The sequence below is a fragment of the Hyella patelloides LEGE 07179 genome, assembly GCF_900659865.1.
Classification (GTDB): Bacteria; Cyanobacteriota; Cyanobacteriia; order Cyanobacteriales; family Xenococcaceae; genus Hyella; species Hyella patelloides.
This window is the reverse complement of sequence record NZ_LR213772.1, coordinates 1-24,281: the sequence shown is the minus strand read 5'-3', so window position 1 is coordinate 24,281 and position 24,281 is coordinate 1. Positions and strand designations below refer to the sequence as shown.

21 protein-coding genes are annotated in these 24,281 nt (G+C 36.3%); 13 read left to right on the top strand and 8 right to left on the bottom strand.

Annotated features, from left to right (window positions below; genetic code table 11):
- The first annotated feature begins 1 nt into the window (after nucleotide 1).
- The 4 genes from H1P_RS01915 (at nucleotide 2) to H1P_RS01905 (ending at nucleotide 5,769) form a co-directional block, all read left to right on the top strand.
- Nucleotides 2-1,270 (top strand): S1 family peptidase, encoded by a 1,269-nt coding sequence (locus H1P_RS01915; protein ID WP_144863594.1) that lies wholly within the window; start codon nucleotides 2-4, stop codon nucleotides 1,268-1,270.
- Entirely contained in the window at nucleotides 1,263-1,697 is a 435-nt protein-coding gene (locus tag H1P_RS37190; protein ID WP_222426897.1) for a hypothetical protein, read from the top strand. The genes H1P_RS01915 and H1P_RS37190 overlap by 8 nt, the downstream gene beginning before the upstream one ends.
- Nucleotides 1,643-3,769 (top strand): AAA family ATPase, encoded by a 2,127-nt coding sequence (locus H1P_RS01910; RefSeq protein ID WP_246141427.1) that lies wholly within the window; start codon nucleotides 1,643-1,645, stop codon nucleotides 3,767-3,769. The genes H1P_RS37190 and H1P_RS01910 overlap by 55 nt, the downstream gene beginning before the upstream one ends.
- Before the next feature lie 467 nt (nucleotides 3,770-4,236).
- Complete coding sequence (locus H1P_RS01905) at nucleotides 4,237-5,769, top strand: bifunctional pantoate--beta-alanine ligase/(d)CMP kinase (RefSeq protein WP_144863592.1); 1,533 nt, start codon at nucleotides 4,237-4,239, stop codon at nucleotides 5,767-5,769.
- 90 nt (nucleotides 5,770-5,859) lie between these two features.
- Here H1P_RS01905 and H1P_RS01900 read toward each other — a convergent pair whose 3' ends face one another.
- The 3 genes from H1P_RS01900 to H1P_RS01890 form a co-directional block, all read right to left on the bottom strand.
- Nucleotides 5,860-7,302 carry a phosphoglucomutase/phosphomannomutase family protein gene (locus tag H1P_RS01900; RefSeq protein WP_144863590.1) on the bottom strand — a complete coding sequence of 481 codons (1,443 nt, stop codon included), beginning with the start codon at nucleotides 7,300-7,302 and terminating at the stop codon, nucleotides 5,860-5,862.
- Between the two features lie 324 nt (nucleotides 7,303-7,626).
- Nucleotides 7,627-7,944, bottom strand: a complete 318-nt coding sequence (locus H1P_RS01895) for a hypothetical protein (protein ID WP_144863588.1) — start codon at nucleotides 7,942-7,944, stop codon at nucleotides 7,627-7,629.
- Between the two features lie 55 nt (nucleotides 7,945-7,999).
- Entirely contained in the window at nucleotides 8,000-8,260 is a 261-nt protein-coding gene (locus tag H1P_RS01890) for a hypothetical protein (protein ID WP_246141426.1), read from the bottom strand.
- Nucleotides 8,261-8,522: 262 nt separating this feature from the next.
- On the opposite strand from H1P_RS01890, the gene H1P_RS01885 reads away from it, so the two are divergent.
- Nucleotides 8,523-9,776, top strand: coding sequence for a hypothetical protein (locus H1P_RS01885; protein ID WP_144863586.1), 1,254 nt, complete (start codon nucleotides 8,523-8,525; stop codon nucleotides 9,774-9,776).
- A 318-nt stretch (nucleotides 9,777-10,094) separates the two neighbouring features.
- Here H1P_RS01885 and psaJ read toward each other — a convergent pair whose 3' ends face one another.
- Both psaJ and H1P_RS01875 read right to left on the bottom strand, forming a co-directional pair.
- On the bottom strand, nucleotides 10,095-10,217 hold the full coding sequence (gene psaJ, locus H1P_RS01880) for a photosystem I reaction center subunit IX (protein ID WP_144863584.1): 123 nt from the start codon (nucleotides 10,215-10,217) through the stop codon (nucleotides 10,095-10,097).
- Between the two features lie 39 nt (nucleotides 10,218-10,256).
- Nucleotides 10,257-10,754, bottom strand: coding sequence for a Photosystem I reaction center subunit III (locus H1P_RS01875; protein WP_144863582.1), 498 nt, complete (start codon nucleotides 10,752-10,754; stop codon nucleotides 10,257-10,259).
- A 247-nt stretch (nucleotides 10,755-11,001) separates the two neighbouring features.
- Between H1P_RS01875 and tsaD the strand changes: the two genes are divergently transcribed.
- The 5 genes from tsaD to H1P_RS01850 all read left to right on the top strand — a co-directional run bounded on the left by tsaD (nucleotide 11,002) and on the right by H1P_RS01850 (nucleotide 15,927).
- Nucleotides 11,002-12,039, top strand: coding sequence for a tRNA (adenosine(37)-N6)-threonylcarbamoyltransferase complex transferase subunit TsaD (gene tsaD / locus H1P_RS01870; protein WP_144863580.1), 1,038 nt, complete (start codon nucleotides 11,002-11,004; stop codon nucleotides 12,037-12,039).
- Nucleotides 12,040-12,301: 262 nt separating this feature from the next.
- The gene (locus H1P_RS01865; RefSeq protein WP_144863578.1) at nucleotides 12,302-12,976 is read left to right on the top strand and encodes a hypothetical protein; all 675 of its coding nucleotides are present in this window, start codon (nucleotides 12,302-12,304) and stop codon (nucleotides 12,974-12,976) included.
- A gap of 104 nt (nucleotides 12,977-13,080) precedes the next feature.
- On the top strand, nucleotides 13,081-13,791 hold the full coding sequence (ubiE, locus tag H1P_RS01860) for a bifunctional demethylmenaquinone methyltransferase/2-methoxy-6-polyprenyl-1,4-benzoquinol methylase UbiE (protein WP_144863664.1): 711 nt from the start codon (nucleotides 13,081-13,083) through the stop codon (nucleotides 13,789-13,791).
- 328 nt (nucleotides 13,792-14,119) lie between these two features.
- Nucleotides 14,120-15,358, top strand: coding sequence for a DUF445 domain-containing protein (locus H1P_RS01855; protein WP_425461519.1), 1,239 nt, complete (start codon nucleotides 14,120-14,122; stop codon nucleotides 15,356-15,358).
- Between the two features lie 230 nt (nucleotides 15,359-15,588).
- Nucleotides 15,589-15,927 carry a hypothetical protein gene (locus tag H1P_RS01850; protein ID WP_144863574.1) on the top strand — a complete coding sequence of 113 codons (339 nt, stop codon included), beginning with the start codon at nucleotides 15,589-15,591 and terminating at the stop codon, nucleotides 15,925-15,927.
- 61 nt (nucleotides 15,928-15,988) lie between these two features.
- On the opposite strand, the gene H1P_RS01845 is transcribed toward H1P_RS01850, so the two are convergent.
- The gene (locus H1P_RS01845) at nucleotides 15,989-16,681 is read right to left on the bottom strand and encodes an MBL fold metallo-hydrolase (protein WP_144863572.1); all 693 of its coding nucleotides are present in this window, start codon (nucleotides 16,679-16,681) and stop codon (nucleotides 15,989-15,991) included.
- Nucleotides 16,682-16,919: 238 nt separating this feature from the next.
- On the opposite strand from H1P_RS01845, the gene H1P_RS01840 reads away from it, so the two are divergent.
- Entirely contained in the window at nucleotides 16,920-18,392 is a 1,473-nt protein-coding gene (locus H1P_RS01840; protein WP_144863570.1) for a site-2 protease family protein, read from the top strand.
- Nucleotides 18,393-18,849: 457 nt separating this feature from the next.
- Nucleotides 18,850-20,742: a bifunctional serine/threonine-protein kinase/formylglycine-generating enzyme family protein gene (locus H1P_RS01835; protein WP_144863568.1), complete on the top strand. Its 1,893-nt coding sequence runs from the start codon at nucleotides 18,850-18,852 to the stop codon at nucleotides 20,740-20,742.
- Between the two features lie 10 nt (nucleotides 20,743-20,752).
- Here H1P_RS01835 and H1P_RS35635 read toward each other — a convergent pair whose 3' ends face one another.
- Nucleotides 20,753-20,905, bottom strand: coding sequence for a hypothetical protein (locus H1P_RS35635; RefSeq protein ID WP_186375794.1), 153 nt, complete (start codon nucleotides 20,903-20,905; stop codon nucleotides 20,753-20,755).
- Nucleotides 20,906-21,021: 116 nt separating this feature from the next.
- Nucleotides 21,022-21,408: a DUF4346 domain-containing protein gene (locus H1P_RS01830; RefSeq protein ID WP_144863567.1), complete on the bottom strand. Its 387-nt coding sequence runs from the start codon at nucleotides 21,406-21,408 to the stop codon at nucleotides 21,022-21,024.
- Nucleotides 21,409-21,618: 210 nt separating this feature from the next.
- On the opposite strand from H1P_RS01830, the gene H1P_RS01825 reads away from it, so the two are divergent.
- Nucleotides 21,619-24,147, top strand: coding sequence for a sigma 54-interacting transcriptional regulator (locus H1P_RS01825; RefSeq protein WP_144863565.1), 2,529 nt, complete (start codon nucleotides 21,619-21,621; stop codon nucleotides 24,145-24,147).
- Nucleotides 24,148-24,281 lie beyond the last annotated feature (134 nt).

Below are 24,281 nucleotides of genomic sequence, written 5' to 3'. Positions count from 1 at the left end.
GATGCAATCAGAAGAGTTGAGGGATTATACAGTAAGAATAAAAGCTGGAAGCCAATCTGGAACTGGTTTTTTTGTTGCATCTGGATTAATTTTGACTTGCGCTCATGTTGTTACTGAAGGTGATGGGCGTAAACCGATTACAGTCATTAAGGTTTATTGGCAGAATGTAGAACATAACGTCAATATTTATAAGTTACGCACAAATCCCCAAGTAGATTTAGCCTTGCTAAAGTTTGAGCAGCCTATTACCGAACATCCCTGTGTTGTTCTAGATGCTTCTGTGAATAACGGAGATAAATTATATTCTTTTGGTTACACCGATGATTATCCTAACGGCGATCCTAGAGATTTTATTTATACCGATCTGACTGGAGACGAGCCACCGTTAATGACATTTCGAGGGGAACAAGTACAGCCAGGATTTAGCGGTGCGCCTTTATTAAACAAAGAAACAGGTAAGATTTGTGGCTTAATTAAAAGAAGTCGGGATATTTACACCGATCTAGGTGGTAGAGGTGTTTCGACTGCGCTTATTTTTGATCATTTTTTTGAGTTAAAACCAAAAATTATCTTGGATAACCCTTTTAATCATTTAGGAGGAAGAATTGATAATTATAAGTTAGTTTTTGGCAGAGAAAAAGAAGTCAAGCAAATATTTGAACTTTTAAATAATAATAATAGTGTTGCCATAATTGGCGAAGCAGAGATTGGTAAATCTTCTGTACTAAGAGTTATTGAACAGCAAGCAGTTAGTCAATTAAAGTCTCTTCGTAAACCTATTTATCTTGATTTAGGTAATATTTGTGATGAAGAAGATTTTTATGTTGCTTTGTGCGATCTTGTAGGTATTACTTTAAGTAAAGGCTATAGACTATCCCGCGAACTAAAAAAACACAAATTATTATTAATTTTAGATAATGTAGAAAAAATGACATGGTCAGGATTTACTAATCAAATCCGTAGTCAAATTCGCGCCTTAGCCGAGGGAGTGGATGCTTCTTTACGGTTAGTGATTGCAGTAAATAAGCCTTTGAATCGTTTATTTTCTGATAGTAGTATGGTATCTCCTTTTGAAAATATCTGTGTTGAAGAAATAATCTCTTATTGGAATGAAATAACTACTAATAATTTTATTAATTTCTGTTTGCAAAATAACTCCATTCGCTTCACTACAGATGAGATAGCTACAATTATTGCTAATAGTAAAGGTCATCCTAAACAAGTAATGCGATTGTGTCATCAGCTTTATCGCCAAAAATGCCATGAGTAAAGATAATTCTGTACCCAAATTAGATTTAGCCCCTAAACTGAAACGTCCTTTATCTCTAAGGAATCCTTTAGACTATTTACGTTTACTGTATTGGGTGTTTTATTTTCCCCAAGCTTTGCGGTGGTATTTAGATACTTTTGGTGGTGGCTATATTCCTGATACAGAAATGAGTGCGCGTAAAGGATGGCAAATATTAGGTCAAAATTCTGTTCAGCGTAATTTACTATTGCAAGGCGTAATCTTAACCGTCATTATCCCACCTCTACTATGTCAATTCCTAGAACAGATAGGTATTGAGGTTGATTGGTTCGGCGTGGCAGGGGGCGTGGCATTAGGCGGGCGGCATGCGTGGCAGGGGGCGTGGCAGGGGGCGTGGCATCTCGCGTGGCAGGGGGCGTGGCAACAATTCGTCCTGAAAATTGGTTAATCAGCACCCCAGTAAATTCACTTTCAATTCAAAATAAAAACAGACTATTTCCCCGTGTAACATTATTACCCTTACCCAAGCTAAACATTTGTTTTCAGAATTGGCTAATAAAAGATTGGGAAACTGGTTTATATAATCTCAATCAAGTTTTGCAATATTCTTTGCAATTTATTCCAGTAATGTCTGCTGTCAATCAGGTATTGGCGAAAATTCCTACTGAACAAATTATTTTTCGCGTGACTCAACTAGCTCAAAATCCTTATGATTGGAACTTACTGCGTTTCGCTTCAGCTTCTATCGAAGCCGAACTAAAATCAAATTTTATGGAAACTTTGGTAAATTTTCCGTTGTTCTTTTTTATTCCTAAAAATTGTAAACAAAGAGTCAAAGATAAATTCATTGCAGATATTCGATTAGACACTTCTGCTCGTTCTACTGCTGCTGGTTTTTGGTATCTTCACGAAAAAAAACCAGACAAGGCAACAGAAGCTTTTGCCGTCGTGCGTGATTTGCTTTACGGAGAAGAAGTCTTTATTTTGGCACAAACTTTAGCTGTGTTTCAGGAAGCTAAAACACCAAATAATATTGCTCATCTCACCATTCCCAATTTTCCCACAGAAAACTTATTACGCCCCACCACTTGGCAAACCATGAATAGCCTCAGAAGAGTAGTAGAAGATATTAAACTAATTCAGCACAGTGTTTCCCGTAATACCAAGTCTTTTGCCTACAGTCGCGCTATTGGGGAGCTAACAGAGGTAATTGATAACCAAGATACTATTCTCGAAGCAGAAAGAGCTTTAATTGTTGATATTGCGGAAACTTGGAAACAATCTTTAGAGAGAATTGGTAAGGAGATTGGTAATGTTACCATCACTCAACCAGTGCGTAATCCCTATGTTATTGGGAATCCCGTTACAGGTGGTTTATTTGTGGGTAGAGAAGATATCCTGCGTCAACTAGAAGCATTATGGATTACTGGTAATCAATTACAATCTGTGGTTTTGTATGGACATCGTAGGATGGGAAAAACATCTATCCTGGTGAATATGGCTAATTGCACTGGCGCAGGAGTCAAAGTTATTTATATTAATTTGCAGCGTTTAGGCGCAGTTTCTCAGGGTGTGGCAGAAGTGTTGATGGCAATTAGTGATGAAATTGCCACAGCTTTTAATATTCTTGCTCCTGATGATGATACATTTTTGAAACTCCCTCAACGCACTTTTGAACGTTACCTGAAACAAGTCATTGCAAATATGTCTTATAAAGGTTTAGTTATTGCCCTAGATGAATTTGAAACTATCGAAGAATTAATCCAACGGGGACAAATTGAACCATCTTTTATGAGTTCCTTAAGGGGTTTAGTGCAAATGAATCCCGAAAAAATCGCCTTTGCTTTCGCTGGTTTACATACCCTAGAAGAAATGACAGCAGATTACTTTCAACCCTTCTTTGCTAGTGTGATTAATATTCATGTAAGCTTCCTCAACAAAGGTGCAACTAAAACTATTCTCGCCAATCCCATTCCTGATATTCCCTCCTTATCAACAACCTCCGACACCCCCTCCTTAATAAGGGGAGCTAGGGGGGATCGAAATCCAGAAAATCAAGAATTCCTTCTCGACTATACAGGAGAAGCACTAGACTTAATCTATTTCCTAACTTCAGGACAACCCTATCTAGTGCAGTTAATTGGTTTTCAGTTAGTCCGCAACTACAACGATCGAGTATTTGAACAAAACATTTCCCACAGTAACACCTTTACTGTAGAAGATGTCGAAGCAGTAATCAATCAAAACTTCTTCCAGCAAGGACGTTATTATTTTGAAGGAGTTTGGGGACAAGCAGCCCAAGATGCACCAGGACAAAGAGATATTATTAGAGCTTTAGCTCCTAATTCCGAAGGGTTGAGTTTAGATCATCTAGAATCTGTAACTGGTTTAGAGAGAAAAACTTTAGAAACTGCGATCTCAGTTCTAATTCGTCATGATGTAATTACAGAAACAGAACAAGAGGGAAACTATCGCATCATTGTGGAATTATTTAGACGTTGGGTTTTAGATTTTGCTTAACGGTACTTATATCTTGTAAAGAATCATTCAATATCAAATTACGTCAGATTAAATCTCGTCTTACCCATAAATATCTAATACCAAATCCGTTTTAGAAAATCCCCAATAAATATTGATTGTAGAGACGCGATATATCGCGTCTCTACAGAGTTTAACGGTTCGATATTACAGTTGTTTTATATCCTCCAACAAATGATTTGGAGATTGATGATAAATTAGGTGAATTGTAGGGTGGGCGACGCAAAGCTAGTACTTTAGTGCAATGCCCACCCTACCTTTAGATTGAATTTATGTGTAGCTTTCCATTTATCAAATTGGTATTATTCATAAATATCTAGCTTGTAATTAAGCGATCTTATTGATATTACAGTTATCTTAGAACCGCCAGAAAAAATTTTGATATCGATCGCGTATCAGTTTTCTAATTACCAATTACTAATTATTTGATATTTTAAGTTCCTACAAAAATGCTTATTATTTATAATCTCCTTGAACTACGAACAGCCCTTAATAATATTAAATTAAAGGAAAAACAAGTAGGTTTAGTGCCTACTATGGGAGCATTACATCAAGGTCATATTAGTTTAATTAAAAGAGCAATTAGTGAATGCGATGCTGTAGTAGTAAGCATTTTTGTAAATCCCCTACAGTTTGCTCCTCATGAAGATTTAGCACAATATCCCCGTAATGTAGAAGCTGATTGTCAATTATGTGAAAAATTGGGGGTGAAGATTGTTTTTGCTCCTTCCGTAGAAGAAATTGGCGTTACAGGAGACACCGAAACTCAAACTAACACCACCACAGTAATTCCTCCTGAGTCGATGACTTCTGGTTTATGCGGTAAATATCGCCCTGGACATTTTATAGGAGTAGCCACCATAGTTACAAAACTATTAAATATTGTACAGCCCGATCGCGCTTATTTTGGTCAAAAAGATGCTCAACAGTTAGCTATTATTCGTCGTTTAGTTATTGACTTCAATCTTCCTGTAAACATTGTGGGTTGTCAGATTGTTAGGGAAGAATCGGGACTCGCTTTAAGCTCCCGCAATCAGTATTTAACCCCAGAAGAGAAAACCCAAGCGACTATTTTACATCGTAGTTTACAACAAGCAGCGATCGCTTTTAGAAAAGGCATCAAGGAAACTGCTAGTTTAATAAAAACGGTGAAAAACCAGTTAGCTACTATCCCAGAAGTTAAGATGCAGTATGTGGAATTAGTCGATCCCGCAACCTTACAGCCTTTAACGATAGTGGAAAAAACAGGATTATTGGCGATCGCTGCTCATTTGGGAAAGACTCGTTTAATTGATAATATAATATTGCGTCAGCCTATTGTGGCTATTGATGGCCCAGCAGGAGCAGGAAAGTCTACGGTTACCCGTCGCGTGGCAAAAGAGTTGGGTTTACTTTATTTAGATACGGGTGCAATGTACCGTGCAGTAACTTGGCTGGTAATGAATTCTCAGATTGTTGTAGATGATGAATCAGCAGTAGCTAAGATCGTTAAAGGAGTCAAAATAGATTTAATTCCTGGTAATACACCTCATCTTCCTGTAGAAGTTTATATTAATCAACAAGAAGTTACCCAAGCAATTCGCACACCAGAAGTTACGGCTAATGTATCGGCAATTTCCGCTCAAGCTGCTGTCAGAAAAGAGTTAGTCCAAGCACAACAAAATTATGGTGTGGAAGGGGGAATTATTGCCGAAGGTAGAGATATTGGTACTAACGTTTTTCCTGATGCTGAGTTGAAAATTTTCTTAACCGCTTCTCCTCAAGAAAGAGCTAAAAGAAGACTCTCAGATTTACAAAATCAAGGCTATAAAGATATTAATTTAAAACAGTTAGAACAAGAAATTATTGAGCGAGATAATAAAGATAGTAATAGAGCGATCGCACCATTAAAAAAAGCTGATGATGCTATAGAAATTATTACCGATCGTCTATCAATAGAAGAAGTAATTAACAAAATCAAGGAATTGTATTCTAATCTCTAAGCGAACATCTCAATCTGATACTAAATCACAAAATGTTGGCGGTAGGGTGGGCATTGCACTAAAGTACTTCCTTCGGTCGCCCACACTACTTTAAACAGAATTTGCCCAATCTCTAGCCCATTCTAAAGTCTTACGAACTTCTGTCATATTGTCAGCTTGACAGTATAGTCTTAATACTGGCTCTGTACCGCTAAAGCGAATTAATAACCAGCTATCGTCTTCTAAACGGAATTTGTAACCATCAATAGAAAGACAATCTTTAACTGTTTTTCCTGCTACTTCTGTAGGAGCATCTTTCGCTAAACGAGCCAATAATTTGGCTCTCACATCCATGCTAGCTAGGGGTAAATCAATACGGTCATATTGAGCAGAAAAACCTGTTGCTGCTTCTAATTCGCCGTAAATTGCCCCTAAATCTTTACCAGACTCCACCACCGCTTCTAAGACATATAAAGCAGAAAGTAAAGCATCTCTTTCAGGAATATGTGTACCGTAACCAATACCACCAGATTCTTCACCACCAATCATCACCTCAGCATTCAGCATCCGATCGCCGATATACTTGTAACCGATAGGAGTTTGATAAACATCACGCTCGTACAGTTTAGCGATACGGGGAATCAAATCAGAGCCACTCACCGTTTTAACAATCTCTCCTGTAAAGCCTTTACTCTGAGCCAAATGTTTAATCAAAATAGGGATTAACACCTGAGAGCTTAAAAAATTACCTTCCCCATCTGCTCCTGCAATGCGATCGCTATCCCCATCAAAAACTAAGCCAACGCGAATACTATCAGGATATTTTTTGACACCTTCTTTAATAGCGCGGAAGAAATCGGGTAAATATTTAGGTAAAGGCTCAGGCGCACCACCGTTAAATAAGGGATCGCGATCGCTGTTAATCTCTTCTACAGAACAGCCTAATAGTCTTTCTAAACCCGTAGCTGCTGCACCATGCATAACATCTACATAAACTTTTACCTTTCCAGAGGTAATAGCCGATCTAATTTTGCCAATATCTACTTTTTCCTGTAAACCAGCAACATAACTAGGCCAGGGGTCGAATGATTCTATTTTTCCTGATTTTTCGGGAGTAGGTAACTTTTTATCTAAAATTGATTCAATTTGCTGGGTAATTTCTGGTGCAACGGATCCCCCCATCGCACTTTTTACTTTTAATCCCAAATAGTTTGCGGGGTTATGGGATGCCGTCATTACAATTGCGCCGAGGGCATTTTTAGCCTTTGCAGCCCAACTAAAAGCGGGTGTGGGGGCATAGCCTTCAGATAGCAAGACATCAAAACCTGCTTCTTGAACTGCTTCGGCTGCTAGTTTAGCGAAATTTTCTGCCATAAATCGGCGATCGTAGCCCACAATAACTGTATTACTATCAGTAAGTTCCCCATAGTTATCTTTTAAAACTTTAGCAGCTAAGGGGGCTAACATTGCTACTCTTTCAAAGGTAAAATCAGCAGCAATTACTCCTCGCCACCCGTCAGTACCAAATTTAATAGGTTTAATAGTAAAAGCCATAAAATCAATATTTAGTAACTTAAAATAACTATCTTTTAGATTAACCGTTTCCCTTACGTTTGCAAAGCTATTATCAATTGTTTAAAGATGGCATATTTCGACCAACAGATTGATATTGTGTCTTATTTAACTAATAAGCAGACTAAACTATCTAAAATAATCTAGACTTATTGCATGAGTGCCAAAAATTTGGATGTGTAAAATAGCAACTAGCAATTGTGATTGTTAATTTATTTTTGCAGCGTAGTTTTAGATAAAAAACTACTGACTCTTGACTCGGTAACTCCATTCACAGGCAGCTTTAAATTAATTCTAATCACTTAGTTACTTTTTAGAAGAATTTGGGATAAAATCTGAATCCATATTTTTCAATAATTTTCGCAATCTCATTCTTTCAATATAGGGCCAGCCTCCTTGTTCTTCAATATCTTTAACCAAGTTATACAGATCGTTACGAGTTTTAGGTAAAGAGTTTTCAAACATTGTAGTGCGTATTTGACGGTGAGTTTTTTCCAGATCACGTAACAAAGCTAATAAAAACAAAATATCATCTTGATTTTGTTCGGCTAATTGGTTAATCTCTGTCGAGATTTGTTGAAGTTTGGCAGCCAACTCATTGCTTTTTGCTGATTCTCGATCCATTTTTGCTATATTTATTAATTGATTTAGTCGTAATCCTTTGATTTGTTCTACCTTATCATCGCGATCTGTAAAATAGCTTGTTCTTGATTTCCCCTTTTTTGTATGACATCGAACTGACGTTAAACAAAAGATTTCCCGTAGGCAAAACCAAACCCATCAAACCCAAAACTACCAAAATCGAAATATGTTGAACGGGAATTAAATGACCTTGCCAAGCTTCAACTATAGCAAGCGAACCACAGCTAGCCAGCATTACCCATTCAGTAATGAGTAAAAAGCGAAATGGGTTAGGGAGAAATTTTACAGAAGAAATCATAAAAACAGTTATAAAAAGAATCTTTCTTTAATTAAAATGCGAAGCTTCTCTCAATCGCCACTGTTGAGACTTAATTTATCACTTTGGTGACAAGTTACGGGTTATGGTAAGAGACTTTAGTCTTAGGAAAATATACTTAGTCTATCAGCTTAAGTAAGAACTGCTTTATTGCTTTAGTTTAAGAGCAATTCGAGACGTTTTTCAGATGATTCTTTTGCTGGCAATTTTTACTATGGGGTTAGTTCACTTAGGAGAAATCATTATGGCTAATTCCAATAGATTGATGATAGGTATTTATCGACGGATTTACAAAAGTATTCTAGAAGCAATTCCCAAACCACAAAAGCCAAATATTAGTTATATCAATGAATCTACCGATTCAGAAGATTGTGTAAGAAAAATACGTAAGGCAATCACTGAATACGAAGAATATTTAATGCAGTTGAATGAAGCTAGAAATCTAAAGATATTATTTATATTTTTATTTTTAGCCTTTTTTCTGATTTTTCCTATTTTTCCTATTTTTCTAGTTGTAGAACCTTACACAGTTATATCTGATTATATTTTTATTTTGTTAGGGTTTTTCTTACCTTTTTTATTAACTTGTATATATAGCTCTTATTACTGGCAAAGCCAAAGATACATCAAAGAAGCAAAGGTAAGATTAAAAAATTTAAGGATAGAACTATTAGACAGAAATTTGGAAACTTATGAAGGCAAAAAACGGTTAATAGTCAAAAGGTTTAATGATTCTAAATCGTTTATTAAACATATTCATCCAAATCCACAAAGATTAGAAAGTGTTCAAGAATGCATCGATCTAGTACAAAATAGTATTGATTCGTGTAAAGACAAAACAGAAGAAATAGAAAAGATAAATTGTCTTAATGAAGCCGATATCTATTTGTCAGAAATAGAAAGATTACTTAACTTGGAAATAAAAGATAAAAGACAGCAAAAAGGATTAAAAATATTTAATATTGTTTTGATTTTTATTTATACTATAGGTTTGATTTTAGTTATGGTTCATAGCTATCACAATCCAGATATTCAAGATAAAGATATTCCTTTTTTTGACACTCCTATTTGGGCATTAGTTTCAGGAGCTTTGGGGAGTTTGGCAGCTATTCTTTATAAGTTTTATACAGAAAAGAGAAAAGCTGCTTTTGGGCAAGAACTTCGATGGTTACTTGCTAGACCCGCTATCGGTATTGTCATGAGTATTATTGCATATCATTTCTTTTATGCTGGTGCAATATTTTTTGGTGATTTTTCAGGAGCAAATTCAGCAAATTCACCAAATTCAGATGAAATAAATAAAGGTGCTGCATTGATGTTTTGTTTTATTGTTAGTTTCAGCGATCGCGCTTTGGAAGCCATTATCGAAAAGCTAATAGATACAACCACTCGTCAAGATGATAGTACTGATGAGGAGCAAATAAAACTACCAGTAGCAGATGATAATAGTACTCATGAAAAGAAAGAAAAACTACCAATACATAGCGATCGCATTTAGGCTTATTGGTTAATTTGACGTTTAAAACTAATAGCTACCAGAACAAATACCTGGGAATAAGTCTTATTTTAATTACACAAAAAACCCGCGATTCTCAAAAGTTATACAGCAAAGCATTTACTCTTGGTTATCGCGAGCTTATTTTATTTGTTTAATCTACCTCTATCAATGAACCTTAAACACCTTAATCAAGATGCCAAACTTCTTTCTTGAAGAAAAAATAATTAAATCATTGATAATTTTTAGGTAGAAAATTCAAATTGCACTTACTAGGTAAAATCTGAGGATACTGAAGATTGTATTCCTAAATTTTTGAACTTAAGGGTGGAAAAGTAAATCGGGGTAAAAACGATTAAACTCGATTAAAATACCTGCGGTAACAGTTAAGAGAGCCATAATCATTACCGGAGCAGTAGAAAGAAACTTTTGTAAGTCTGCCATAAATTTTTCTCCATTAAAACAGTAAACTAAACCAAATTTCTAGCGGGGAGAAATCGGGATGTCAGAATTATTAGCGATAAAGTTACCACTGGTAAATTCACCGAAAGCTAGCAAGGGCCAAGTAGCAGCAGCTAACATTTTGCTAATTGCTAAAGGCACATCGATAATAATTTCCTTCATTTCAGCGTTTTTCTCATCACGCACAGCAATCAGATAAGAACGTCCAGCCCAGCCAATCCAGCCAGCTATGTAAAGGAAAAGAACGCTAGGGATAAAGAAATCACCGATGTGTGACCAACGACCATCTACAATCAAGTGGGGATATCCTTCAGGGCCACAAAGAGCTTGAGCATAGCGTTCTGCTCGAATTGCTCCAGAATTGGGATCGTCAGTAGTGTTTAAGTAGTTTTGAGATTTTTGTTGAAATGCAGGAGTGTCTGCACAGGGGGTTAATCCTGCTACGCCTTCTGCGGATGCCGAAGGAGCAAAGTTGAACCACAAGGTTACAACGAGGATTAAAGCAAACAATCTTTTCATGGATTTGTTTCCTTATTATTACAGGGGATAATGGTGTTTAAACAAAAGCGTCAAGATATCTCTTGTGCGCCGAAAAACTTTACTTTTGTTTTTTATTGTAAAGTAAAGCGTCATGACAAGATCGTTACTTAGTGGATAAAACATCCACAAGGTTGCTCTCGTCGATTTGTGCTTTCCTGGGCTGAGATTTATTTCCTCAGTAGGATTGCTCAAGAATTATTATTCTTCTAGATAAACTTATCAAAGGATGGCAACAATTTTAGCAATCGAAACAAGTTGTGACGAAACAGCCGTGGCTATTGTAAAGAATCGTCAAGTTTTGAGTAGTATTGTAGCTTCACAGATCGATTTACATCAAAAATATGGTGGGGTTGTTCCTGAATTAGCATCACGAAAACACTTAGAAAGTATTAACTTTTGTTTAAGTGAAGCGATCGCAGAATCGGGACTATCATGGCAAGATCTAGATGGTATTGCTAGTACCTGTGCGCCTGGATTGGTAGGGGCATTATTAGTAGGTGTTACCGCAGCTAAAACCTTAGCAATGGTGCATAATAAGCCTTTTTTGGGAGTACATCATCTAGAAGGACATATTTACGCTTCTTATCTGTCGCAACCAGAGTTAAAACCGCCTTTTCTCTGTCTTTTGGTTTCGGGGGGACACACCAGCATGATTTACGTTAAAGATTGCGGTCACTATGAGATGCTGGGTACTACGAGGGATGATGCAGCAGGAGAAGCTTTTGATAAGGTAGCCAGGCTACTAAATCTGGGTTATCCAGGGGGACCTATTATTGATAAATTAGCAAAATCGGGCAATCCCCAAGCGTTTCCCTTACCAGAAGGCAGAATTTCTTTACCAGAAGGAGGTTATCATCCTTATGACACTAGCTTTAGTGGTTTAAAAACTGCGGTACTTAGGTTAACCCAAAAGTTGGCAGAAAAAGGAGAAATTCCCGTCGCCGATCTTGCTGCTAGTTTCCAAAATACGGTAGCGCGAGTATTAACCAAAAGAACTATCCGATGTGCTTTAGACTATGGCTTAAAAACGATTACTGTCGGGGGTGGAGTCGCAGCCAATAGCGAATTACGAGAACATCTGTTAGCAGCAGCCCAAAAACACGATATTCAGGTTTATTTCCCCCCTTTAAAGCTTTGTACGGATAATGCAGCGATGATTGCTTGTGCAGCAGTCGAACATTACACTAGGGGGGATATTTCCAGTATCGACTTAAAAGTGCGATCGCGGATGCCTATTATGAATGTAAGAGAACTTTATCAGTAAGCAGTTATCAGACCAAATCCGAATTTTTGGAAATTACTGAACGTCTCTTGTGACGATCGAGATACAGCACACCAAGACAAAAAAATTTGTTCTACGATGAGTTTAATTGTTTTATGTGTAACCCGTCTTTTTTTTGCTTATTTTACGTAAACAGGCTCGATATTTGCTCTTAAATTTATTTCATTACCAATGCAGCGTAAGTAGTTCAGAATCTAATCCCAAATTTAATTGCAACTCAACTGTGATGTAGAAAAAATTATCTATGAAACCAGAAATTGCCAGTATTAAAGCTCTAAAATCTTTTATTGTTTTAGGCAAGCAACATCTAAGTCGCCTTCCTTTGTTAATCTTCCTCAATATTTTGGCTATTATCGTTTTAAGTACTTTAGGTATTTATGCCAGAATCCAAGGGAAAGAACAAGGTTTGGCTAATTTATTTAGCGATCCTTTTTCCAGCCACTATTTTTATTTTGGTTGGTTAACGGGTATTTCTGAGATTATTTGGTGTATCGCGATCGCAATTTGTCTATTTACCTGTACTTTATTACCACGTATCCATCGCCGTCAAATCTTTTTTCTTTCTAGTGGTTTATTAATGACTCTTCTATACATTGATGACCGCTTTCGTATGACTCTAATATTATCAGCTTTTTTTAATTCTTATCTCAAAGTCAAAGCTGCAATTTACCTAACCTATGGTGTATTGTTAGTTGCTTATGGCAAAAGATTTTGGTCTATTATTTCTCAGACACCTTACTTTCCTTTGCTGTTAGCTTTCTTTTTATTTGGTTTTTCCAGTGCTGCGGATATTGCACCCATCCAAAATCGAGGACTTCATGCCATGCTAGAAGATGGCACTAAATTAATTGGTTTAATTAATCTCACTGTTTACTTTTGGTATGTCTGTTACAGCGAAATCAAGAAACTTTATCGTTAATTACTGTATCTAGTGGCAATCAAGGCATTTTTTAGGTGATGTTTCGGGGGATCGATCGCTGATGACTGATAATTGATAATTGATAACTGATTACTGATAAGGTGATGAAGCAAAACCTCAATCCTGAAGCTACCGAAATTAAAGCCATATTCGATCGCATCGCTACAGAATACGACAATCTTAACGATCGCTTGAGCTTTGGTCAACATCGTATTTGGAAGATGATGGCAGTAAAATGGATTCATCCTCGCCCTGGAGACACTGCCTTAGATATTTGTTGCGGTAGTGGTGATTTAGCCTTTATGTTGGCGAAAAAAGTAGGTAAGCAAGGTAAAGTAATTGGTTTAGACTTTGCTTGTCAACAGCTACAAATCGCAGCAGAAAGACAACAAAAGAAGTTTGTAAATTTTCCTTTGCAATGGTTGGAAGGAGATGCGCTCAATTTACCTTTTGCTGATAACTATTTTCACTGTGCTACTATGGGCTATGGTTTGCGTAATGTAACCGATATTCCTCTATGTTTACGAGAGATTTATCGAGTACTTAAGCCTGGAGCATATATTGCTATTTTGGACTTTCATCGTCCCGACTCTGCTTTTATGGATACTTTTCAGCAATGGTATCTCAATAATATTGTCATTCCTACAGCGCAAAGTCTTAACATGACAGAAGAATATGCTTATTTAATTCCCAGCTTGGCAAAATTTCCCACAGGAAAAGAACAAGTAAAATTAGCTGATAATGCGGGATTTACTAAAGCAGTTCATTATCCTCTGGTTGGTGGCATGATGGGAGTATTAGTGCTAAAAAAATAAAGATGAGTCATACAATACGCCTGATGTGAATTAGCGGTGAGACCCCGCGTCGGCGACAGACGCAAGGGAATGCTCACCAAGACCCTTCGCTTGAGACTTATTAGTTCGTAGCTATAAGCTGTAAGCTGTAAGCTATAAGCTAAAGATCAATTCACCCATTTTAGTCTATAGGTATTATTCTCGCTATTCTTGCAGGGCAGAAAAGCTTTCTTTTACGACGATTTAGGCTATATCAAAAGTAATTTCAATTCACATTAGACGTACAATATAACTAATTAAGGCATTAATCACTAACAATTAGAAGTAAGAACTAATTACAGACAACTTTATTATCGCTTTGGAACTCACTAATCTCTGGATATTTGTAATTCCCCCCATCGCTGGAGGAATTATTGGCTACTTTACTAACGATTTAGCCATAAAAATGCTCTTTCGCCCTTATAGAGCTATTTATATTGGTAAAAGAAAGTTACCCTTTACTCCTGGGTTAATTCCTAGTAATCAAAAACGATTAGCACAAAAAGTTTCTGATACGATTATGGGGTCTTTATTGACTCCTACAGAATTACAAAAGTTAGCACAAAGATTACTACAATTAGATAGAGTACAGGGTGCAATTCAGTGGTTATTACAACTGGCGTTAGAGCAGATTCAATCAGATAAAGAACAGAAAACAGCTAAGTTAGTTGCTAATATTCTGAGAGATTTATTTGGGCAATCCTTACCGAGAATGTTACGTTTGTTAGCTCGTAAAGAAGATTTTTTAGAAGCTCAAATTAATCAAGTATTCGATCAAATACTCCTAGATTTTCAACTCACAGAAGCCCAAGCCAAACAATTTTCTGATTGGATCTTAGAGGTAGTAATTCCTCCTGATATGTTACGTCGTTTGATGATTGACTTTTTGACTGAGCGAAATATTCAAATTATTGATGAAGGTTTTCGGGAAAAAACTAGCGGTACATATTGGGTAGTCGCTAATCTATTTGGTGTTAGAAATAGTTTATTACGTTTACGTTCTTTTTGTTTGGAAGAACCAGCGATCGCAAATGCTCGACTCAAAGAATTGACTTTTTCTTTAGAAATTCGTAATCGAATTCGGAACTGGTTATTAAGTCTTTCCCTGCAAAACTTACCAGTAGCAACTGTCAGACAATTAAGAAAAACTACTAGAGACGCAGTTAGAAATTATTTACAAAACCGTGGAGCAGACTTTATTCATGGTGTTGGAGAATCCGTTGATTGGGAAAACTTATCAGCGATCGCACTTAAGAAATTTCGTTCTTCCACAGTGGTTAATAGTTCTTTGAATGTAGTTTCTCAAGAATTAGCTTTGATTTTAGACCGCTATTTAGAGAGAGATTTAGAACAATTAGTAACCCAAGTTATTCCTATTTTATCTATCGATCGAGTAATTATAGATCGAGTAATGGCAACCACTCCTGAAGATTTAGAATTAGCAGTTCAAGGTATTGTGAAAAATGAACTACAAGCGATCGTTAATTTAGGTGGTGTTTTAGGTTTTACAGTAGGTATTTTACAAACGTTTATTCTGTTGTTTAATTAGTAGTAGGCTGAGCAATGCCCACTCGACAATTATTGAAATTCTTACATAAGATAAGTTATTAAGTTATGTGAGTTATGAATGTGAGCTTTAGAATAGTTGAATCAAGTGTATTGTAAGTTTGTAAAATACCAATTGTCGCAAGATTAGCAGATCATTATTTTCTTAGTGAAGTCAATGATTTTAGTAATTCTGTCGGATGGGGAGTTAAGGGATTACAAGTAAGAGGATCAGTGAAAATCACTCTACAAGAAAAAGAGAGAATTGAAAAATTCATGACTGCTGCAAAATACAGTATTGCACTCCATAATTGCGAACATTTTGCTAACTATGTCCTTTATGGATTAAATTTATCTTCTCAACACAATCTATGGTGGAAAAGTTTAGGAGCTAATGTAATTTATTATTTACAGCCTACTCAAAGTACAAAAGAAAATTGCCAAAATTATATGCGTCAGCAAATTGCAGATATTTTAAACGATAATTTGAGAAAAGCCAAAATAGAAAAAGCGAACCGCAAACATCTTGAGTTTTGGTCAGCTAGAGGAGTTAGATTTAAACAAGATGATTAACTTTAGTTATTATTTTGGTCAATCTAATTGAATACTCGATCGCATTCAATTTAGAAAAGATTTAATTACTAACCTTCTTTAAAGCATCCAAATCTAAACTTTGTAACTTACTATAAGCATCATCAATATAACCTTGTCCTCGTAAGTATCCAGTATTCGCACCAGAAATAATATATTTAAGATTTTCTGCCGAAAAGCGATCGCGTATCTGGGCTACACTATTAAGCTGTCGCCACCAATGAAAAGTTTTAGCAGTATGGATAGGTGCAATTTCCGTAACAGACTTGGGTAATAAATGCCTTCCTGTAAACAAAATGCCTCCTTGCTGTTTCCAATAGATACAGGATGAGCCAGGAGAATGACCAGGAGTCCAGATAAGTTCTAGTTCGGCACTAATAAAACGATCTCTAAAAGAAGTGACTTTAACCTCTGGTAGTAAATAAGCCTCTTGCTCTTGAATAATTACTTCACAATCCAAGTCTACTTGAAGTTTTTTAACTTCTTTACCTATACTACCTCGATGGGTAATGATTAGCTTTGTAACCCCTCCTTGAGAGAGAATAAAATCACGATGGCTATCATGCCATAATGGACAATCGATCAGAATATTTTGGCTTTTATCTACAATAAGATAAGCAGTAGCACCTAAAGTATCCTTATTAGGAGCAAAGGCAAAAATCCCTGGCAATATAAAACGAGGTATTTTACTCTTGTTCGACTCTTTAGCAGCAATTCCTGGGGAGTTCTGGGGCATACTTAGTACAACTGGGTTTATCAACAAAATCTAGTTGCATTTTATACCTAAAAAATGAGTGCTGCTCAAAAACATAAAACATAGTGGTAAACCTGTCCCAGACAGATTGTCTGCTTTAAAAGGTAGAAGCTTTTTGAGGGTGATATATTCTTTATCCCAGAAATATCCTTCTTTTTTCTTTCTTCTTCCTTCTTCCTTATTCTTTACAGCGAAGCTGTGTCAACTTTTGATATTTGAGATGAAACTTTGGTTAGTTTTAATTTTACTTAGTATAGTCACTTACCCCATCGTACAGCGTAGCGTTAGTAACATTACCAAAACTCCTGTGTGGTTATGTTGGTTAGTAATGATGTTTCCTGCATTTTTATGGACTGCTTGGACTTCCTATTTTGGCGATGAAAGACCGATTCCCCTTCTTTTACTCTTAATTCCTCTGTTTGCTTGTCCCTTAATTTATGGTTGGCTAATTCAAATGGGAAAATCAACTCCAGAAAAATCCCAAGTATCAAAAGAAGATTCTCCTGCATCCAAACCAAATACTGCTGCTTCTCCTCCTTTGCGCCCGATTAATAATGAGGAAGAAACTACTTTAAGAAATTGTTTTCCTTGGAATATCTATTACCTACAGCATATTGATTATCGACCTCAAGCAATTTTGTGTCGGGGAAAGTTAAAAACTATCCCCGAAGAAGCCTATGACAAAATCAAAGATAATGTTGAAGGAGCTTTTGGCGATCGCTTTTTTCTGATTTTTCAAGAGAGTTTTAAAGGTCAACCATTTTTTGCTTTAGTCCCTAATCCCCAAGCTAAAGGGGAAGAAAATAAGCGTGATTTTGACCCCGTAACCCGTCCTGTTGTTGCTCTGTCTTTACTCTTGATGACGGCTCTTACTACCACAATTGCAGGGATTGAAATGGAGGGGTTCACTTTGGAACAAGTCCAGTCTCAACCAGATATCTTGACCCAAGGTCTATTTTATAGTATTCCTTTACTAATTATTATCTTAATTCACGAATTTGGACATTACTTCACCACATTGTCTTACCAAATTCGTTGTACTCTACCTTATGTAATCCCAATACCTTTCTTTTTGGGAACATTAGGTGCATTTGTGCAAAGGCGATCGCCAATTCCCCATCGTCGAGCATTATTTGATATTGCCATAGCAGGGCCTATTGCAGGATTTATAGTTACCCTACCAGTCTTATTTTGGGGTTTAACTCAGTCTCAAATAGTGTCCCTAGAAGAAAGTAATTTGTTTAATTTTGAGGCTATCGATCCTCGTTTATCTTTTTTCTTTGCTTTGATGGCTAAATTGGCTTTAGGCACTACATTAGAGCCAGGAAGGGCAATTGACTTACATCCTGTTGCGATCGCTGGGTACATTGGTTTATTAATCACAGCTTTGAATTTAATGCCTGTGGGACAATTAGATGGTGGGCATATTGTTCATGCTGTATTTGGTCAAAAAATGGGGGTAGCTATCGGACAAATTGCCCGTATTGTAGCTATTTTATTTGCTTTAGTTCACCCTTCTTTTTGGTTGTGGACGATTATTTTATGGTTTATGCCATTACTAGATCAGCCAGCTTTAAATGATATTACAGAACTCGATAATTGGCGAGATTTTTGTGGTTTACTCGTTTTAGGATTGTTGCTATTAATTTTGTTACCTTTACCCATGCCTGTAGCTAATTTGTTGAATATTTAGTAATAATTCAGTTACCAGTAATTTAGTTATCGGTTATCAAGTTGATAAGCTGACCAACATCGAGTTTGCCAGAACATTTCAAGCTATATATAGGGGTTGAGCGTCAGAATTATGCAAGTTAAATGTGGATCAGCTTAACTAATAGATATTTTTCAGATTTTTTTGAGTTGAATTTCAAACTGTCAAACTCGTGCGTGCTTAGGGCGAGGTTTCCTCAAGAATGTACTTGTCCTCGAATGGGGATAAGCTCCGTCGCCTAGTTAGCTCGTCAAACAAATATTACAGTCAAATATAGTTAAAAACACGGATATTTTTCTTCAAATGTAATCAATGATTTTACTATATTGCAGATAGTAGTTAATTGTTGTTATAAAAGTCTCATATCAGGTTCAGTTCCTAATTTATTCACTGATTCCTAATTACTAACAAAGTTAGTTGCTGTTTAATTATTACTGTTATGAGTCAGTGTCTTAATCCAGATTGTTTGGTAAAAAATTCAGAAAAGACACAATTTTGTCGAGAATGTGGAGCAAAACTCTTACTTAGCGATCGCTATCGGGCTTTAAACATTTTAGGCAAAGGCGGTTTTGGTCGTACCTTTTTGGCAATAGATGAACAAAAACCATCGAAACCTCGCTGTGTTATTAAACAGTTTTTACCTCAAGTAAAAAGTAAAAAAGGATTAGCTAAGGCTGCGGAACTCTTTGAAAGAGAAGCAATGCGTCTTGATGAATTAGGTCAACATAGTCAAATACCTTCATTGTTAGCTTTTTTTAATCAAGAAGAGCAACTCTATCTAATTCAAGAATTTATCGATGGGAATGATTTACAAAAAGAATTAACAATACAAGGAGTTTTTCACGAACAACAAATCAAAGAACTCCTCAATGATATGTTAGCAGTGCTAAATTTTGTTCACTCTAACAATGTAATTCATCGAGATATTAAACCTGAGAACATTATTAGAAGAAAAGAAGATAATAAGCTAGTATTAGTAGATTTTGGTGCAGCCAAAAGTACAGGAGGTTTAGATACTTCTAAGACGGGAACAATTATCGGTTCTGCTGCCTATATCTCTCCCGAACAAGCAGCAGGAAAACCTAAATTTGCTAGCGATCTTTATAGTTTAGGGGCAACTTGCCTACATCTTTTAACTAATACTGAACCCACAGAATTATTTGATTTAGCAGAAGGAGAATGGATGTGGCGAGAATATCTCGAAGATAATGATATTAGCTACGAACTAAGCCGAGTTTTAGATAAATTAGTTGAAGGCGCAACGAAAAGACGTTTTCAAACTGTTGAAGAAGTATTAGAAGCTTTGTCAAGAACGAGTGGTGCTTCTCACATTAAACCTACCAAACCCTTTATTAGCGATCGCTATCGTGTTTCCAAAACAGCACAGTATGGTGTAGTAGCCCGTCACAAAAGCTCTACAGTTTCCGCAACTAAACGTAGAAAACCGCCCTCAGTTCAGAATCTAAAACTTCAAGTAACCGAATATAGTTTTGTTACTGTGGCAAAAAATGATTCTGTGATTGTCGGGAGACATTCAAAGCTCAAAACTATTGAACATCAAGGAAAAGCTAAATACACGACTTTCGATTTAGGTCAAGAAGTCACCATTGATTTGGTAGGAATTCCTAGCGGTCAGTTTATCATGGGTTCTCCTGAAAATGAAGCAGAAAGAGGAGATAATGAAAGTCCTCAACATCCTGTAAAAGTACGTCCTTTTTTGATAGGAAAATATCCCGTAACTCAGGCACAATGGTCAGCTATTATGAAACAAAATCCGTCTCGTTTTACAGAAAATAGCGATCTTCCAGTAGAAAAAGTATCTTGGTTTGATTGTGTAGAATTTTGTCAAAAATTATCAGATCGTGTTGGTCGTGAGATTCGTCTTCCCACAGAGGCAGAATGGGAGTATGCTTGTCGTGGCAAACTAAAAACTCCTTTTCATTTTGGCAGTACTATCACTACTGAGTTAGCTAACTATAACGGCGAATTTACTTATGGTATGGGAGAAGAAGGAGAAAACCGCAATCAAACCACTAAGGTAGGTAGCTTTTCCCCCAATAGTTTTGGTTTATACGATCTCCACGGTAATGTAGCAGAGTGGTGTCAAGATACTTGGCATGATAGCTATCAAGGCGCACCTAATAATGGTAGTAGTTGGCAAGAAAACAGCGATCTCGCCGTTGGCGAGGCGCGTTGCGATCGCAATCCTCGCGTCTTAAGGGGTGGTTCATGGTTACATCTTCCTGGTTGTTGTCGTTCTGCTTATCGTTTAAAAGCCGAACCTAATAGTAAATCAGATGCTTTTGGTTTTCGGATCGCTATGGGTATTTAGTTGTTAGCTTTTATTTAGTTGCAGATATTCGATAGATAATAGCGATCGCTTTCTGTATTATAGGTTTACTAAAAAGTAAATTAGCTGTAAGCCATAAGCCATAAGCTATAAGCAGGGCTATTTCAACTGAAGCTCTCACTCCTTTAGGTACGCTTGCTTCCATAATTTGGGAGAGGCATTAACCCAAATATAGCTATAAGCGCGATTGCTATGGAAGGCTTATAGCTTATAGCTAAAGCCGTAGGCTTTGTAAATTTATGATTCAACTTACTCCTTTCTTTAATCCTGTATATATTCTTCACCAGTAACGAGAGCATATTCAGCACGGGTGAACTCTCTTCCCAAGTATGCAGCATGATCGAACATCGTAATCAAGCTGGGGTTAGGTTCTTCGATCGCTTTGACACATAGTTCTTTGGCTGTTCTAGCGGAAAAAACGGTTTCTGCGATGCGTTGTACTGTTTTACCCCTAGCTGCAATTACTTCTCCTGTATCGGGGTCTACAGCTAAGCCTCTTTCATTGATAATATTTGTGTAGTGTTTAGCATAAATCAATTGTGCTTTGCGGTCTATATAAATAATGAAATAACCGCCAGGATCGAGTTTAATCGGTCTTTTTGAGAGTTTATCGTCGATTTTTTTGATTTCTAATGTAAGCTGTGTCATTGGTCAAGCCTTGTTTATTTATATTTGCTCAAGAAGAATATTGTAATATTAACTACACTGATTATTATCAATAAAGCAAGAAAAAATTCGATCGACCAACCACCTAACACAGACAAACCTCTATCTTAACTGACAACTTCATCTGTGTTTATCTGTGGTCTCTACACCAACATTAAACAAAAGCGGAAAAACCATAATTAGGTACAGATTATGTCTGAACTTGAACTTCTTCCCTTCTTAAAAACAAAAACAGCTTTGGGTATATTATCCGAAACCGTTTTACAACCATTAACTGCTTTACTTTCTAAAATAACTATTGCAGCCAATGAAACTTTTATTGCAGAAGGTACTCAGCCAACAGGTTTATATATTTTAGCTTCAGGAAAAGCAATTAGTAAGAACAATCAAGAAAATCAAGAAGTTAGCTTGCTGAGTGGTTGTGCTTTAAATCTCTATTCTTTATTATTAGATCGTAATACCCAATACACAGTTACAACTTTAGAATCAACCGAGTTTTGGTATGTTTCAAAAGAAGATTTTCAACAGTTAGTTAAACAATACCCCCAAATCAATAAAGTCTATTCCCAACAGTTAGCACAACAAGTACAAAGTCTCACCGAACAATTAGAATTTGAACAAGAAAGACAGACTATTGTTAGACCCTATTTAGTTAGTAAAGCTAAACGGGGAGTTATTGGAAAATCTCGTTATGCTCAAAGATTAAGAGCGCAAATAAAAGCAGCAGCTACTAATAGAAAGCCTGTAATTCTTTTTGGTGAACAAGGTTTAGAAAAAGATAACCTGGCTGCATTAATTCATTTTGGCTCTAATGCTCGTCGAGAATTAATTATTAAAGTTGATTGTGCCACATTACAGGTTAGTGGTGCCGATTTATTTGGTAGAGACAAAGGTAAATTTGGCTTATTAGAAGCAGTGGGGAAAGGAACAGTAATTCTTAATAATATCCAACAATTACCAAAAGAGTTAATATCTGCGATCGCAGATTTAATTGAAACTAATCAATATCGTCCTATAACCAGAGAAGGTGAAGCTTTAGCAGAGCCAAAAACATCTCAAGCCAGGATAATCATTATTTCAGAACAAAAAGTACTTGCTATAGATTCTGTAGTCGAAACTATTATTAAAGTTCCTCCATTACGAGTTAGAAAAACAGATATTGAAGAACAAATAAAATACTTAATCAATCTCATTAGTAAAGAAAAGAGTCTTACCAAGCCTATTGTTACTCCTGAAGCTTTACGAAAACTACAGGCGTATGATTTTCCCAACAATTTAAGAGAATTAGAAACCATAGTAGAAAGAGCCTTAACTCAATTAGAAAGCTGTAAAGACATTACAGAAGAAATTGTTTGGCAATCCCAAAGTAAGAAAAAAAAATATCGCCTCAATCTTTTGAATAAATATCCTGATTTACGGCGTTTTTTGCGTAGTGATTGGTATCCAGATCGAATTAATTACTGGTTTACTTTTCCCTTTTTTGCTTTTATTGTTGCTGTCTTATTTATTGCTCCCCAAAATAGACAAGAAAATTTTGCCCTTAACTTCTTTTGGGCTTGGTGGTGGCCCTTAGTTTTAATTGGTTTTCCCTTTGTTGGTAGAATATGGTGTGCTTTTTGTCCTTTTATGATTTATGGAGAAATCACTCAAAAATTATCTCTCTGGCTATTTCCGCGACAACTTAAAAAATGGCCTCGTCAAACAGCCGAAAAATATGGCGGATGGCTTTTATTTGGTTCATTCGCTTTAATTTTACTCTGGGAAGAACTGTGGAATTTAGAAAATACAGCTTATCTTTCAGCTTGGCTACTATTGCTAATTACCGCAGGTGCTATGATTTGCTCTGCTATTTTTGAAAGACGTTTCTGGTGTCGCTATTTATGTCCTATTGGGGGGATGAATGGGATGTTTGCTAAACTTTCAATTACTGAATTAAGAGCGCAGCAGGGTACTTGTTCGGCAGAATGTACCACTTATCAATGTTATAAAGGAGGCGCAGCTAAAGGAGAAGGATTAGAAACTGCTGGTTGTCCTTTATATTCCCATCCCGCACAACTTGAAGACAATAAAGATTGTGTTTTATGTATGACTTGTTTAAAAGCTTGTCCCCATCGTTCGGTAGAATTTAATTTACGTCCTCCTGGTATCGAATTATGGACAAGTCACGTCCCAAAAAGTTATGAAGTAGCCCTGTTATTCTTATTATTAAATGTGGTATTTCTACATCGTTTACCAGAAATTGCTACTAGATTTAATTTAGATTGGCATTTAGATATCTTCACCGAACATAGTATAATTGCGATCGCGGTTCTATTTTTACCTGTTATCTTGCCGATAATTGGTCATCAAGTAGTTAAATTACTAGCAAAATTAAACCAACAAAAATCGAAAACATTTATCGAACTTGCTTACGGTTACTTACCATTGGTATTGGCAGGAAATCTCGCTCACTATTTAACATTAGGGCTTAATGAAGGTGGTCGTATCTTACCCGTTACTTTAGCAACTTTTGGTATTAGTAGTATTAATCTTCCTGTATTAGTAGCTCATCCTGCTGTAATTGCTTTTTTGCAAGGAACAACTTTAATTGTTGGTGTTTTATGGTCAATATTATTAACTCAGAAAATAGCCCGTAAACCAATTAAATTTTTGCTTCCTCAACATTTAGTTACTATTGCTTTGGCGATTATGATGGGACAGATAATAATTGGTATTGCCTAAAATAAATAATCTAAAAATTAAAATTAATTTACAGTTAATAGAATATTTGTGCCATTTGTCTTGATTTCATACTTTAGTTTGTCAAAGTCATAGAAAATATCATTAATAATATTTTCTACTGTTTTTATTTTTTT